The sequence below is a fragment of the Microbulbifer sp. CnH-101-G genome, from assembly GCF_052466775.1.
In genome coordinates, this window is the sequence record NZ_CP174292.1 from 782,064 (window position 1) to 796,340 (window position 14,277).

Sequence of the window (14,277 nt, forward strand, 5' to 3'; positions counted from 1 at the left end):
AATGTAGGTGGTTGGCTAAGGTGCTGAGTAGTTGGGTATCTGCTGGATAACCCCTTCTGGAGTATTGTGTGGAGAGCAGTAACTCTCGCCCGATGATTTGCGTAAAGGCACTGCTGCAGTGGGATCGTCACTCATCATCTCCACATAGGCCTTATAGAGATTGCTGATATTACGTACATACTGCACAGGCTCTGAGCCTCGCACATAGCCGTAACGCGCTCGCTTAAAATACTGGGGTTGGGCCAGTTTCAGCATGGCTACCTCGACATTGTCGAACCAGACATTAGGGTCCAGCCCCAGTTGTTTGGCGAGACGCTGCGCATCGAGAAGGTGGCCGTAACCGGCATTGTAAGAGGCGAGGGTGAACCAAAGTCTGTTTACCGTAGGCAGAGAAGGATTAAATCTATCTCTCACCCAATCCATATATTTTACACCGGCTTTAATACCGCGTTCCGGCTCAAATAGCGGCGGCGGAAAGCCCATTTCCTCGGCGGTTGCCGGCATTACCTGCATTAACCCCTGAGCGCCTACCGGAGAGACGGCTTTGGGATTAAAGTTACTCTCCTGCCACATCTGTGCGACGATCATGCGCCAGTCAAAGTCATATTTAAAAGCGGATTCTTTTACCAGGTTATCGTAGGGCGAGAGATTTTCACCGGGAATCACCCGGCTGCTCACCCTCTGCATAAAGCGTTTATTGGGCTCAAAATAGGCCGCATAATCTTTCTTGTATTGTGCTGTTTTTCGGTAGCTTTCTATAAATTTATTCAGGTTTTTCAGCAGGTGCCAGTTCTGGCGTAGAACCAGCCAACCCTGAGGCTGGGGGTCACCAAGTAAAGTTCCCAGCACCAAGTTGGGCTGCACGGAGGATTCTATTTTTGCTCGACCTGAACTGGAGATAGTTGCATCGATCAATCCATCCGCTATGAGTGAGAAAATTTGTGACTGGGACATATCCGGTGGTGCCACCTGAATTTCCACATTGATACCGGCATCGCGTAATGTTTTTGCAGTATCGATAAATGAAGAATAAGCGCGCAAAGTGAGCTTTCGACCACTCAGGTCCTGAATTTTCTCGATTGGAGGTTTATCCTTGCTACTTACTATTTGGTCTGCTGATTCCACATAGGGTTTTGTAAACACCATTCCCTTATCTTCATAGGAAGAAGTAATATTCAGTTCCGCCCCGGCAAAGTCGCCCCGACCGGCCCTGAGCCAATCCGCCAGGTCTTCCTCATAGGGCACTACGATAATTTGCAATTGAAGTTTGTGTTTGTCGGCGAAGGCTTTTGCCAAGTCATAGTCAAACCCCATTAGCAGACCTTTCCATAGGAAATAAGTTGTAGGGCCGTTATAGGTGAGTAGGCGGATAACACCTGTTTTTTTGATACCTTTCCAGTCGGTAATGCGCTCTTCCTGCGCTTTAACCAAATTGCGGGTAAGGAAGTTATCTACCGTCGAGTTAAGACGCCTGGTGTCTTTGCGCATTCCCCAGGCAATATTTTGTACCTCACTGACATAGGCCCCTAAGCGCAAGTCATCCCGATAATTACGTAAATCCTCCGCGGAAAAGTCTTCCAGTATTGCCACTCGATTACTTTTCATGTTGAGCATATCGACTAAGCCGTCGCGATTACCGTGGATAACAAATTCCCTAACCGTGAGGTTTGCATCAGGGTATTTGGCAATTAACTGTTTTGCCGTTTCCATATTGGCTGAACCCTGCGGCACGATTAACTCAACATCGCTAAGTTTGCTCGGGTCACTGATGTCTGGACCAGATGCACCGGTAACAAGCTGTTGGCGAGAATGACGAATGGGGACACTGAAATCGATGATTTTTTTGCGGTCATCAGTCACTGTCAGGTTATAGGCAATGACATCGGCCTCACCGGCAATCAACATCTCCACCGCTTTATTGGGGGTTGGGGCCTTGATCCACTTGGCCTCCAGTTTGAGTTGGTTAGCGAGTTTATTACCCAGCTCGAAGTTACGCAGGCTGACTACCCCGTCTCGGGGAAGTAAGTTTTCCGAAGCGCCTGTCAGGTTTACAAAGCGAATCGTACCGTGTTTTTTTATTTCCTTAAGATCACCGGTCTCGATGTAATTGACCTGTTGTTCTTTTGCAGGCGTAACGGGGGGATTTTTTTTCCCCTGTGTTTGGGTGTCTGCCTTGGAACTACTTTCAGATGTGGCAGTGGGTTGGATTGTACTTTTGTTCTCGGTGCTCTCGGGTGCTTTTGGGGCACACCCGGCGAGCGCGAAAATTAGTACTAAAAGATATATTAAAAACCAGCAATAGGGACTGATAGCTTTATAGCGACACCTCATAGATAGCTCCAAAAGCTCTCTACAGATGGATTATAGTGTCGTGCCCAGACAGCCCATTCGCTGGGTTTTTTTAGTGGTCGATACTCTCTACCTTGGCAGAGAAGTGACCGCGGGCGAGTTGAACTTCAATCTCCTGGTTAATCTCCAGTGCGCGGCTGTCTTTCAGGGCGCGTCCCTGTGAATCTTTGGCGATGGCATAACCCCGCTGTAAAACAGCTAGGGGGCTCACATTATGAAGTAGCTGCGCCTGGTGATTGAGCCTATCAGTTTTTTGCAGTAAAAGGCGTTCTGCAGCTCGTCGTAAGGCATTTTGTACCTGCCTAAGCTGCTCGCTTTTTTCCTGCAATTGTCGCTGGGGTTGGCAGTGGGCGAAGGCACGCAGGGTGGCTGACAATTGGCTGCGGCGCTGCTGGATTTGCTGCTGCCCTGCTGTCAGTAGGCGCATCTCCAGGTGGTCGAGGCGTTGTGCGCGGTTTTGTAGCTGCTCACGGGGGTGGCGCAGCCGATTTCGATGCAGCATAACTTGTTGTTGTAAATGGCGCATCTGGTGCTGGATGGCCCGATATAATCGAAGCTTGCTGTTTTCCAGGCGTTGAAATAACTCAGCGGCATTTGCACTGGCAATTTCTGCAGCCGCAGAGGGGGTGGGTGCACGCACATCGGCGGCTAGGTCAGAAACCGTCGTGTCGGTCTCGTGACCCACGGCGGAGATTGTGGGAATAGGGCAAACCGCCAAAGCCCTCGCCACAACTTCTTCATTAAAGGGCCAAAGGTCCTCCAGTGAACCGCCACCGCGACCCACAATAAGCAAGTCGTGGCGACCACTGTGCCCTGCCTTTTCAATAGCGTCGGCGATTTGCAGACCAGCTCCCTGGCCCTGTACGGCCACTGGCCAGAGTTCAATTTGCGCTCCAGGGTGGCGGCGCTCCAACACATGGATCATGTCGCGGATAGCGGCGCCGGTGGGGGAGGTGATAATGCCAATATTGGTGGGTAAATAGGGCAGGGTGCGTTTACGGGCGCTATCGAACAGCCCTTCGGCTTGAAGCTTGGCCTTGAGCTGTTCCAGTTGGCGCATCAGGGCGCCAAAGCCGGCCTCCTCCATATGTTCCACAATCAACTGGAATTCCCCGCGGCCCTCGTAGAGGCTCACCCGTGAACGGATCAGCACTTCGCGGCCGTTTTGTGGGCGAAAGGCCACACCGCGGTTGCGCCCGCGGAACATGGCGCAGCGCACCTGGGCGCGGGCATCTTTCAAACTAAAATACCAGTGGCCTGAGCTGGGCACGGTAAAATTGGAGATCTCCCCGCTGATCCACAGTAGGGGCACGCTGCCCTCCAGCAGCTGTTTCACCTCCCGGTTGAGGTCGCTAACCGACAGGACGCTACGCTTGGTGTTGGGGGCTGCGGAGCTGGATTGCATCTGTGCCTCTCAAGTGAAAACTGGCGGAGCAATATTGCAGCATCCCCCTTTTAGGTAAAGTGCTTTGCTCGTTTAATTCGATTTTCTGTAAATTGTCATTTGCGCTTTTTTCCTTGAGAGGTATAATCGCGCCGATACCCAATCCCGCCTATTCGAGGTTTGAGTGTCAACAATGTCTGAATCCAATCTGCGCATCGCGCGCGAAGCCCTCACTTTCGACGACGTCCTACTTGTGCCCGGTTATTCCGAGGTGACTGCCAAGGATGTCAGCCTTAAAACCAAGCTGTCCCGCAACATTACCCTGAATATTCCCATTGTCTCCGCCGCCATGGATACAGTGACGGAATCGCGCCTGGCTATTGCCCTGGCCCAGGAAGGTGGCATCGGCATTATCCACAAGAGTATGTCTATCGAAGAGCAGGCTCTTGCGGTGCGCGCCGTGAAAAAATTTGAAGCCGGTGTGGTTAAAGACCCGATCACGATCGAGTCGGATGCCACCGTACGCGAATTGATCGCCCTAACGACCCACCACAATATTTCCGGTGTTCCAGTAATGGATAGAGGGGATTTGGTGGGTATCGTCACCAGCCGCGATGTCCGCTTCCTCACCGATCTGGATGTGAGTGTTGCCAGTGTGATGACGCCAAAAGAGCGTCTGGTAACTGCCCACGAAGATGCTTCTTCTGATCATGTACGTGAATTGCTGCACAAGCACCGCATCGAGAAGGTGTTGGTGGTAAATGACAATTTCGAGCTGCGTGGTCTGATTACTGTAAAAGACTTTAACAAGGCAGAGCAGTATCCGAACTCCTGTAAAGATTCCGATGGTCGCCTGCGTGTTGGCGCCTCAGTAGGTACCAGCCCGGACACCGATGACCGCGTGGCGGCATTGGTAGAAGCCGGTGTCGATGTACTGGTAGTGGATACCGCCCACGGTCACTCCCGCAACGTGATTGATCGCGTACGCCGCATTAAAGAAATGCACCCCCAGGTGGATGTGATTGGCGGCAATATTGCAACCGGCGATGCCGCGCGCGCACTGGTGGAAGCTGGTGCGGATGCAGTGAAAGTCGGTATTGGCCCGGGTTCTATTTGCACCACCCGAATCGTAACGGGTATCGGTGTTCCCCAGGTCACTGCAATTGCCGAGGTTTCCTCTGCGCTCGAAGGTACCGGCGTGCCTATGATCGCCGATGGCGGTATCCGCTATTCCGGTGATATCTCCAAGGCAATTGTTGCCGGTGCTTCCTCTGTAATGATGGGCTCCATGTTTGCCGGTACCGAAGAGGCGCCGGGCGAGGTGGAGCTGTATCAAGGGCGTACCTATAAATCCTATCGTGGCATGGGCTCCCTCGGTGCTATGGCACGCACACAGGGTTCCTCCGATCGCTATTTCCAGGATGCCAGCAAGGGCGCAGAAAAACTGGTACCAGAGGGTATCGAAGGGCGTGTTCCTTACAAAGGTCCTCTGTCTGCCATAGTGCACCAGATGCTGGGCGGCCTGCGCTCTGCTATGGGCTATACCGGCAGCGTGGATATCGAAACCATGCGCACCCGTCCGGAATTTGTGCGGGTAACCTCTGCCGGCATGGGTGAATCCCATGTGCACGATGTGCAGATTACCAAAGAGGCGCCCAACTACCCGGTGGGCGGACGCTAAGCCTCTCGGTGAACAACTTTCAGTGCCAAGCCGCAAACGGACCTTTCAGGTCCGTTTGCCGTTATTTATTCTGTTAATGAGTCAATCATGAGCCAAGATATCCACTCCAGCCGAATCCTGATCCTCGACTTTGGGTCCCAGTACACCCAGTTGATCGCCCGCCGTGTGCGCGAGCTGGGTGTTTTCTCCGAAATTCGCGCCTTCGATATGAGCGAAGAAGAGATCCGCGAATACAACCCGAAAGGTATTATCCTGGCCGGCGGGCCTGAGTCCGTGCCGGAAGAGGGTTCTCCCCGTGCGCCAGAAGCGGTTTTCAATTTGGGCGTGCCGGTATTGGGCATCTGCTATGGCATGCAGACCATGGCACATCAACTCGGTGGTGCCGTGCAAGGCAGTAACATCCGCGAGTTTGGCTACGCCCAGGTAAAAGTTGAAGGCAGCTCCAGTCTACTGCGCGATATCAAAGACCACCTCAACGAGGAAGGTGAGGCGCTGCTGGATGTATGGATGAGCCACGGCGATAAAGTTGTGCAGATGCCGGAAGGCTTTGAGCTGATGGCTTCCACCGACTCCTGCCCCATCGCCGGTATGTACTCCGCCGAGAAGAATTTCTTCGGTGTGCAGTTCCACCCGGAAGTTACCCACACCCTGCAGGGTATGCGGATCTATGAACACTTTGTTATCGATATCTGTGGCTGTGAAAAACTCTGGACGCCGGCCAATATTATTGAGGACTCCATCGCCAAAGTGCGTGAGCAGGTAGGTGAAGGCAAAGTGCTGCTGGGTCTTTCCGGTGGCGTCGATAGCTCTGTGGTGGCGGCACTGCTGCACAAGGCGATTGGCGATCAACTGACCTGTGTTTTTGTGGACAACGGCTTGTTGCGTAAAAACGAAGGCGATCAGGTAATGCAAATGTTCGCCGACAATATGGGCGTTCGAGTGGTTCGTGCCGATGCGGAAGAGGACTTCCTCTCGCGCCTGGCGGGTGTGGATGAGCCTGAAGCCAAGCGCAAAATAATCGGCAATACCTTTATTGAAATATTCGATCGTGAGGCTTCCAAGCTACAGAATGTAAAATTCCTGGCTCAGGGCACTATCTACCCGGATGTGATCGAATCCGCCGCCGCCAAAACCGGCAAAGCCCATGTGATTAAGTCGCACCACAATGTGGGTGGTTTGCCGGAAGACATGCAGTTCGAGCTGGTGGAACCGCTGCGCGAATTGTTCAAGGATGAAGTGCGCAAGATCGGCCTGGAGCTGGGCCTGCCCTACGATATGGTCTATCGTCACCCCTTCCCGGGACCGGGCCTGGGGGTGCGTATTCTCGGCGAAGTAAAGAGAGAGTACGCCGATATCCTGCGCGAGGCAGATGCGATCTTTATCGAGGAGTTACACAAGGCCGACTGGTACCACAAAACCAGCCAGGCGTTTGTGGTGTTCCTGCCAGTGAAGTCTGTCGGTGTGGTGGGGGATGGCCGCCGTTACGAATATGTGGTGGCACTGCGCGCAGTGGAAACCGTAGACTTTATGACAGCCCGTTGGGCGCACCTGCCCTACGAGCTGATTGAGAAAGTCTCCAATCGCATAATCAATGAGATTGAGCATATCTCCCGCGTAGCTTACGACGTATCGAGCAAACCACCGGCCACCATTGAGTGGGAATAAGCGTTTAATCCCGCGGCTTAAATGGGGTGCAAGGCACCCCATTTCCCTATTTTTCCCGCCAAGCGTGCCACTTTCCACAGCTGTGCTCTTTCACCTTTAGTGCCCCTTATTTGGTTCGCCCGTCTCTTATCTCTCTCTAGTAATTCGCTGTAACTCGTTGATTTTTTAAGCGTTTCGAAAGCTGGTCATTTTTTCCTCAGATTGTCACACTGGCGCAACCATGGGCCTTTGCGCCGGGGAGGGAACAGTTATCCTCAGAGATATCCACAGAATCTGTGGGTAGCCTTTCGGTGAGGGAAATGGGGTGGATATCTTGCAAGCGGGAAGTGTCTGCGGGGTACCTTTATTCAAGGCTACCCAGGTGGCCGATTAGAATTGTTGGCGAAAGCTGATCAATGCGGCGGTGACTGCCACGTTGAGGCTCTCCACACCATTTTGCATGGGGATACGCACTAACTCATTGCACTGTTTGGCGACGGCATCGCTGACACCGTGAGTTTCGTTGCCCAACACAAAAATGGTTGGCTTGTTACCGGTAATCTCTGCCAGAGTCACTGAGGCGTGGGAGGACAGGCCACAGATACGTGCGCCAGACTCGCGAAAGTCTGCCAGTGCATCTGCCAACGTTTCGCAACGGAGTATCTGAGTTTTAAACAAGGTGCCGGTGCTGGCTTTAATAACCAGCGGATCTATTTGTGCGCAGCCCTTCCTGGGCAGGATGATTCCGTCCACGCCGCCGGCACAGGCGGAGCGGATAATCATGCCGAGATTCTGTGGGTTGGTAATACCGTCCAGAGCTAAAAGTTCGTAGGTTTTAGCTTCACTCTTGTGATTTTGCAGGAAGGTTTTATAGCTGCCGTAGTTGGGTAGGGCCAGATCCAGGGCCACCCCCTGATCCTGGCGGGAATTTTTCGAGATGCGGGAGAGCCCTTTGCGATCCCAAAAGGCGGTTTCTATCTGGCGCTCCTCGGCCAGGGCTTCCATGCGGCTGATCAGTTGATCGCGCCGGTTGCTGCTCGCCAAGTGCAGTTTGTGTACCGGGAGGTCTGGGTCTTCCAGTGCTTCGAGCACCGGTTTGCGCCCGTAAATAGTTAGCAGGCTGTCGAAAAAAGCTCTTTTTTTCAGGTATTCAGAGGAGTCTTTCACCGCAATGGCTCACTCAGTAGTTCGATCAATTTGGCCGCGCTTTCATCGGATAGCTGGCCGCGCCGCGCCAACTCTACACAGGCGAGGCCCAGTTGGCGATAGTGGTGCGCGAGTTCCGGCGATACCGACGTTAAGTTTTTCAGCTGGTTGGCTACGGTTTCCAGGTCGCCCCGGGCGATCGGGCCGGTGAGGGATGTCTCCGGCCCCAGGGCCATATTGTTCTGAGCAGTCTGCAGGACAATGGGCTCCAGCAACTTGAGGGCGCTGTCGCGGTCGATGCCCGCTGCGGCGAAGCTGCGCAAGCTGAGGTCGATCAGCACGGTGAGATAGTTGCACGCGATCACCGAACCCGCATGGTATAGAGGCTTATGTTGGGCTTCGATGGTGAGGGTCTCACAGCCTATGGTAGTGAAGGCCTCTTCCAAAGCTGTAGTGGCAGAGCTGTCACCTTCTAGAGCAACGCTGCTGCCAGCGAGACTGTCGAGGGAACGCAGCGGGTCGGCAAAGCTGTGTACCGGGTGGGCGCTGGCGATGGAGGCTGGGCGCAGACCTTCGAGCACTTGGGAGCTGAGGGCGCCGCTGCAGTGAAAGGCAACAATGCCCTCGTGCTCGCCAAGGTGATCAGCGAGGCGATCGGCTGTTGCGGCAATTTCGCTATCGCCGCAGGCGATCAGCCAGAAGTCCGCCGGTTCCATGGAGTTCAGTGCGGGAACTGCGCGCCCGGCGCCGATGAAATCGGCAGCTGCTTTTGCGTTATCGACACTGCGATTAAGAATCGATTGAACCTGAAAAACTCCGGCCTGCTGCCACAGGCGCCCGAGTGTTTTCCCCAGGCGCCCGGCACCAATAATATTGAGTGTGTTCATTAGTTGCCGGCGAGGCAGTTCAGATAGGCTTTAACGGCATTTTCCAGGCCCATGCCGATGGCATCTACGGTGAGGGCGTGGCCGATGGAGACTTCCTGCAACCCCGGCAGGGTGCGGTAGCGGGGCAGGTTGACCAGGTTCAGGTCGTGACCCGCATTCACCCCCAGTCCCAGCTGGCGCGCGTGCTCGGCGGCGGCACAGTGGGCGTTGAAGATGTCTTCTAGCTCCACACTCTGTTTGGCGGCTGCTTCCGCATAAGGGCCGGTGTACAGCTCTATGCGGTCAGCGCCCACATCCTTGGCCAGGCTGATCTGCTCCAGGTCTGGGTCCATAAACAGGCTGACACGGATGCCGGCGTCCTTGAGCTTGGCGATTATGGGTACTAAGCGCGGCCCATCCAGCTTGAGGTTGAAGCCGTGGTCGGAGGTCAGCTGGTCGTTGCTGTCGGGAACCAGGGTGCACTGGTCCGGCTGGGTTTCCAGAGCGAGTGGCATCAGGCCTGGGTAGTCCCCCTGGTGCTCGGCAAATGGATTGCCCTCAATGTTGAACTCAATACCATGGCGATCGCGGCAGAGGGCGGCCAGTTCGCGCACGTCACGGGGGCGAATATGGCGTTGATCCGGGCGCGGGTGCACGGTGATCCCCTGGGCACCCGCGTCCAGGCACACTCGGCCGTGGGCGGTGACATCGGGGAAGTTGCCTTCGCGGGAATTGCGGATCAGGGCGATTTTGTTGAGATTAACACTGAGAGCGATCACAGCTTATTCTCCCTTGCTGTTGTTGGCGACGGCGTTGTCACCGGTGTCAATACGTTTGGCCTCGAGGATGCGGATGGGCATGTTGGGGGCGCTTGGGTGCTGTCGATAGAGACCGCGAGGCTGCTCTACCATTTTTTCCACCACATCCATCCCCTCGACTACCCGACCAAAAACGGCGTAGCCGGGCTTGTCCTCTTGCGCGTCGAGCCTGGTGTTATCGACCAGATTGATAAAAAACTGTGAAGTGGCGCTGTCCGGGTCATTGGTCCTGGCCATGGAGAGCGTACCGCGCAGGTTTTGCAGGCCGTTGGCGGATTCGTTGACGATGGGGTCTTGAGTTTCCTTCCTTTGGAAATCGAATGTAAAACCGCCGCCCTGTACCACAAAGCCAGGCACTATCCGGTGGAAGATGATTCCGTCGTAAAAGCCGCTATCGGTATAAGTGAGGAAGTTTTTTACGGTGACTGGGGCCTCTTTGGCGAAGAGTTCGATCTGAATAACGCCCATGTCGGTTTTCAGTTCCACGCGCGGATTTTTGGCGAGTGCGGGGAGGGCAAGGGCTGCACAGAGTAGCATTGCAAAAAGTTTACGCATCATCCTTAGTCCTTTAGGTTTCACGGCGGCCTATGGGCGCCGCCGCTTTTGTGTTGGATGTGGGGCTCGGGGATACTAGGTTCCCCGGGGCTCAATAGTATGCGATTTCGGAGAGAGTGGGCGAAATCAGTTCGCCCACTCCGAGTGGCGCTTGCGCGGACGGAGGTGCGGGGCAATCATTGCGAGCAGGGCGCCCAACAGCACGGATAGGGCGCCATACATATACCATTTGTGGCTTTCACTACCGGATAAGCGCTGGATTTCTGCTTCTGCCATGGTTTTCTCCTGCTTGAGCAACTCGTGCTGATGCAGGAGCTTTTGGTGACGCTCATTGAGTGCCAGGGCATCTGCCGATAACGCCTTAAGGGTTTTCAGCTCGGCTGCGAGCGTCTGGCTCTGCTGCTGGGCGGACTCCAGGGCGCTGCTCAACTTGCCGTTTTCTTCCTCGAGGCGGCGAACTTCACCACCGAGGTTGCCTTCCATTTTTTCGAAGCGCTCCAGGTTTGCTACCGCTTCTTCCAGCTTGAGTTTCGCGACTGGCTCGGAGACCAGGTATTGGCGCCTCACCCACCCCTCTGTACCGCCCTGGGTGCGTACGCGGGTCCAACCTTCTTGCGGGGCATCTTCGAGGACGCTGAGCTGGGTGCCGCTGGGCAGGCCGCGATGCAGAATGCGGAACCCATTACCTTTACCTGCGCGCATGGGAACATGTAACTGGTCGGTGATATAGCGGGTTTCGGCGGCCGCAGTTGCTGGAACTGCGTTGAGCAGTGTGGCGGCGATCAGGCCGCACAGTATTTTCTTCATTGCGATACAGCTTGTGCTTGTTGTTATTAGGGCAGGACTAATTTGAACGGCTTAACGGCAACTGAGGCGTAGACACCGGCAGCCACATAGGGATCGCCGTCGGCCCAGGCCTGAGCCTCGTCAAGCGAGGAGAACTCGGCAATCACTAAGCTGCCGTTAAAGCCGGCTTCACCGGGTTCCTCGCTATCAACGGCGGGGTGCGGCCCGGCAACCAGCAGGCGCCCCTCGTCTTTGAGACGGTTGAGTCGGGCTATATGGTCTGGACGCGCTTTTTTGCGCAAAGGGAGACTATCGCTAACATCTTCACTGATGATTGCGTACCACATTGTGAATTTTGCTCTTGTTAGTTGATTAGAAAACTTTTGTTTTTTTGTTATTGGGCGACCATGACTTCTTCCAGCTTCAGCCCGGTTAGCTTGCCGATGCGGGAAAACAGGAAGAAGAGCACCAGCATTAAAATAATGGTGGCTGGCAGGGCGATCACCGGGTAGCTGAGCGCTGTCATTTTACCCAGTTCCTCATTGAAAGCCTCTGTGCCCGGAGGGCTCTGTAAAATAATTTTTGCCAGTACGTAGTTGAGCACTGAGGATAGGAAAAAAGAGGCGGCGATCATCCAGGAGGCCTGCTGCAGAGTGCGGTCGAAGGCACCCTGGTTGCCTTTGCTGGCGAGGCTCTGTGCAATTTTACCGGTATCCAGAATCTGGTCGTTGTATAGCAGGGTCTTAACCAGTGGCCAGCGGGTGTAGAGGGAGGCGACGGTGGCGATACCCAGAAGGCCCGGAATGGCGGCTTCTTTAATGGCAATATACTGCGGGTCCAGTTCCAGCAGGCTGATGCCACCGGTGAGCATGATACTGATAATGCCCAGGGCGGAGAAGAAGTTGACCTTGCCGGAGCGAATGAGGTCGCGCAGTCCATAGCCGAGAGGGAAAGCCAGTGCGACCACTAGTGCCCATTTGGTGCCAAGCCAATCGTCTCCTGAGAGTTTGGTCAGCACCAGCGTGGGGATAACGATATTTAGAAGCAGGTTGCCGAGCAGGCCCTCTTTCTTCTTGGGCTTTTGCTGGGATACTTGGGTGGTCGAATTCGTTTCGCTCATACTCAATTCCGGTGATAATGCCCGCAGGAAGTTAGTTGAGAAGTCACATTACAGTGGCCTTCCAGGAAAACGCTTCCCCACTGACAATACTGCTGTCAGACTCCGGTTCCTCGTGGCCGCCAAGGGTGACCTATGGTCCGGGCCCTATCCCTGAAAACACCGGTTGCGGCTAAGACAGCCCCACCGGGTTATCGTTCCAAATAATAGATGCTGCGACTTTTAACCCCCAGAGAGAGTGAGAGCCTGCTGTTGAGTTTCCTGCCAGAAGATCTAAATACAGACCTTGTAGACCTCCACTGTCACAGTACCGCTTCCGACGGTATTTTAAGCCCTACTGAGCTGGTGTCGAGGGCGAAATCCCAGGGTGTGACTCTGATGGCACTCACCGACCACGATACAGTGGACGGTGTGGCTGAGGCACAGGCTGCAGGTGACCAGTTAGGCATCACCGTGGCGACGGGGATCGAATTCTCCAGTCTTTGGGGGCGACGCTCTGTTCATATTGTTGGGCTCAATATTGATCCGGCATCTGCATGCTTGCGAAAGGCAATCGCTCTGCGTGAGGAGTTGCGCGAAGAGCGCGCCGAACGGATTGCCGAGCGCCTACATAAACGGGGCTTCGAGGGAGCCCTACAGGGGGGGCGAGCTATTGCTGGTGATTCCGTGCTGGGGCGGCCGCATTTTGCCCGCTGGCTGGTGGAAGCCGGGCACGTTGAGGACACTGCGCGGGCGTTCAAACGTTATTTGGGTGCAGGCAAGATCGGCGATGTACGCGTGGAGTGGCCACAATTGCGGGAGACTGTAGAAACCATTCAGTCTGCTGGTGGCACAGCCGTGCTGGCACATCCGCTTAAGTACGGCCTAACACGCACCCAATTGCTGCGCCTTCTAACTGAGTTTCACCACAGTGGCGGCAATGCTGTAGAACTGCTCTGTGGCCGGCAGAATCCCACCCAGACCAGGGAGCTTCGCAGTTTGATGGCGCTGGCTGTTGGCGATTCCAACGATGCCCCAATGCACAGTTCTTTGGGGAGTGACTTTCACCAGCCGGAGCAACCCTGGAGGGAGCTCGGCTGTGTGCGTTTGCCCGAAGGCGTCGAGCCTGTGTGGAATCTGTGGCACACTCTGCACCGGGATCGACCGGGGGAAGCGATATCTGCCTAGTGGCGTGGCGTTCTATGCCGCGTGCGATGGGGGAGTGGATATTGGTCGATTCCAAATCCCCGGCGGGTATCTGAGCCCGTCGCAAGAGGTTTCAATTGATTAAAGCTTGGGGGCTTTGTGGCGCAGTTCTTTCAAATTCATCCGGACAATCCTCAAGGGCGCCTGATCGGTCAGGCTGCGGATATAGTGACCAGTGGCGGAGTGATTGTTTATCCGACCGATTCCGCCTACGCAATTGGCTGCCGGCTTGGGGAAAAACTGGCGGTTGAGCGTATTCGCGCCCTGCGCCAGCTGGATAAAAATCACAACTTTACCCTGATGTGTCGTGATCTTTCCGAGTTGGCCACTTATGCCAAGGTGGATAATCAGATGTTCCGCCTGCTGAAAAACCACACTCCGGGTTCCTATACCTTTATTATGCCGGCCACCGCCGAGGTGCCGCGCCGCCTGATCCACCCCAAACGTAAAACAATCGGCATTCGTGTGCCCGATAACCCCATCGCCCTGGCATTAATTGAGGCGGTAGGTGAACCGCTGATGAGCTGCAGCCTGATTATGCCGGGTGACGAACAGCCATTGACTGATCCCTATGATATTCGCGACACCCTTGAGCATCAGGTGGAACTGGTGATCGACGGTGGTTTTTGTGGATTGGAAGCGACCACGGTGATCGACCTTACAGGCGATGAGCCCGAGCTGATTCGTCAGGGCTGCGGTGTCGCTGATGAAATACTGGGCTGATTGGCGCCGCGCTGGTGTATAAT

Annotated in this window: 13 protein-coding genes; 4 read left to right on the plus strand and 9 right to left on the minus strand. The window is 54.8% G+C overall.

Going from position 1 to position 14,277, the window contains the following annotated elements:
- Positions 1-15: 15 nt before the first annotated feature.
- Together ACJJID_RS03595 and xseA are read right to left on the minus strand one after the other, a co-directional pair.
- On the minus strand, positions 16-2,331 hold the full coding sequence (locus tag ACJJID_RS03595) for a transporter substrate-binding domain-containing protein (RefSeq protein WP_444921518.1): 2,316 nt from the start codon (positions 2,329-2,331) through the stop codon (positions 16-18).
- 70 nt (positions 2,332-2,401) lie between these two features.
- Positions 2,402-3,754: an exodeoxyribonuclease VII large subunit gene (xseA, locus tag ACJJID_RS03600; protein ID WP_444921519.1), complete on the minus strand. Its 1,353-nt coding sequence runs from the start codon at positions 3,752-3,754 to the stop codon at positions 2,402-2,404.
- A 172-nt stretch (positions 3,755-3,926) separates the two neighbouring features.
- Here xseA and guaB point away from each other — a divergent pair, with 172 nt between their 5' ends.
- The gene (gene guaB / locus ACJJID_RS03605) at positions 3,927-5,414 is read left to right on the plus strand and encodes an IMP dehydrogenase (protein WP_444921520.1); all 1,488 of its coding nucleotides are present in this window, start codon (positions 3,927-3,929) and stop codon (positions 5,412-5,414) included.
- An 87-nt stretch (positions 5,415-5,501) separates the two neighbouring features.
- A complete protein-coding gene (guaA, locus tag ACJJID_RS03610) occupies positions 5,502-7,079 on the plus strand; it encodes a glutamine-hydrolyzing GMP synthase (RefSeq protein ID WP_444921521.1) in 1,578 nt (525 codons plus the stop codon).
- A gap of 369 nt (positions 7,080-7,448) precedes the next feature.
- On the opposite strand, the gene rlmB is transcribed toward guaA, so the two are convergent.
- The 7 genes from rlmB to ACJJID_RS03645 form a co-directional block, all read right to left on the minus strand.
- Entirely contained in the window at positions 7,449-8,225 is a 777-nt protein-coding gene (gene rlmB, locus ACJJID_RS03615; RefSeq protein ID WP_444921522.1) for a 23S rRNA (guanosine(2251)-2'-O)-methyltransferase RlmB, read from the minus strand.
- On the minus strand, positions 8,222-9,091 hold the full coding sequence (locus ACJJID_RS03620) for a Rossmann-like and DUF2520 domain-containing protein (RefSeq protein ID WP_444921523.1): 870 nt from the start codon (positions 9,089-9,091) through the stop codon (positions 8,222-8,224). The genes rlmB and ACJJID_RS03620 overlap by 4 nt, the downstream gene beginning before the upstream one ends.
- Positions 9,091-9,849: a pyridoxine 5'-phosphate synthase gene (locus tag ACJJID_RS03625; protein WP_444921524.1), complete on the minus strand. Its 759-nt coding sequence runs from the start codon at positions 9,847-9,849 to the stop codon at positions 9,091-9,093. The genes ACJJID_RS03620 and ACJJID_RS03625 overlap by 1 nt, the downstream gene beginning before the upstream one ends.
- A gap of 3 nt (positions 9,850-9,852) precedes the next feature.
- Positions 9,853-10,446 carry a peptidylprolyl isomerase gene (locus ACJJID_RS03630; protein ID WP_444921525.1) on the minus strand — a complete coding sequence of 198 codons (594 nt, stop codon included), beginning with the start codon at positions 10,444-10,446 and terminating at the stop codon, positions 9,853-9,855.
- A 123-nt stretch (positions 10,447-10,569) separates the two neighbouring features.
- The gene (locus ACJJID_RS03635; RefSeq protein WP_444921526.1) at positions 10,570-11,250 is read right to left on the minus strand and encodes a TIGR04211 family SH3 domain-containing protein; all 681 of its coding nucleotides are present in this window, start codon (positions 11,248-11,250) and stop codon (positions 10,570-10,572) included.
- Between the two features lie 26 nt (positions 11,251-11,276).
- The gene (locus ACJJID_RS03640) at positions 11,277-11,576 is read right to left on the minus strand and encodes a YciI family protein (RefSeq protein WP_444921527.1); all 300 of its coding nucleotides are present in this window, start codon (positions 11,574-11,576) and stop codon (positions 11,277-11,279) included.
- Between the two features lie 47 nt (positions 11,577-11,623).
- Positions 11,624-12,349: a VC0807 family protein gene (locus ACJJID_RS03645; RefSeq protein ID WP_444921528.1), complete on the minus strand. Its 726-nt coding sequence runs from the start codon at positions 12,347-12,349 to the stop codon at positions 11,624-11,626.
- Positions 12,350-12,556: 207 nt separating this feature from the next.
- On the opposite strand from ACJJID_RS03645, the gene ACJJID_RS03650 reads away from it, so the two are divergent.
- Positions 12,557-13,513 (plus strand): PHP domain-containing protein, encoded by a 957-nt coding sequence (locus ACJJID_RS03650; RefSeq protein WP_444921529.1) that lies wholly within the window; start codon positions 12,557-12,559, stop codon positions 13,511-13,513.
- Between the two features lie 117 nt (positions 13,514-13,630).
- On the plus strand, positions 13,631-14,254 hold the full coding sequence (locus ACJJID_RS03655; RefSeq protein ID WP_444921530.1) for an L-threonylcarbamoyladenylate synthase: 624 nt from the start codon (positions 13,631-13,633) through the stop codon (positions 14,252-14,254).
- Positions 14,255-14,277 lie beyond the last annotated feature (23 nt).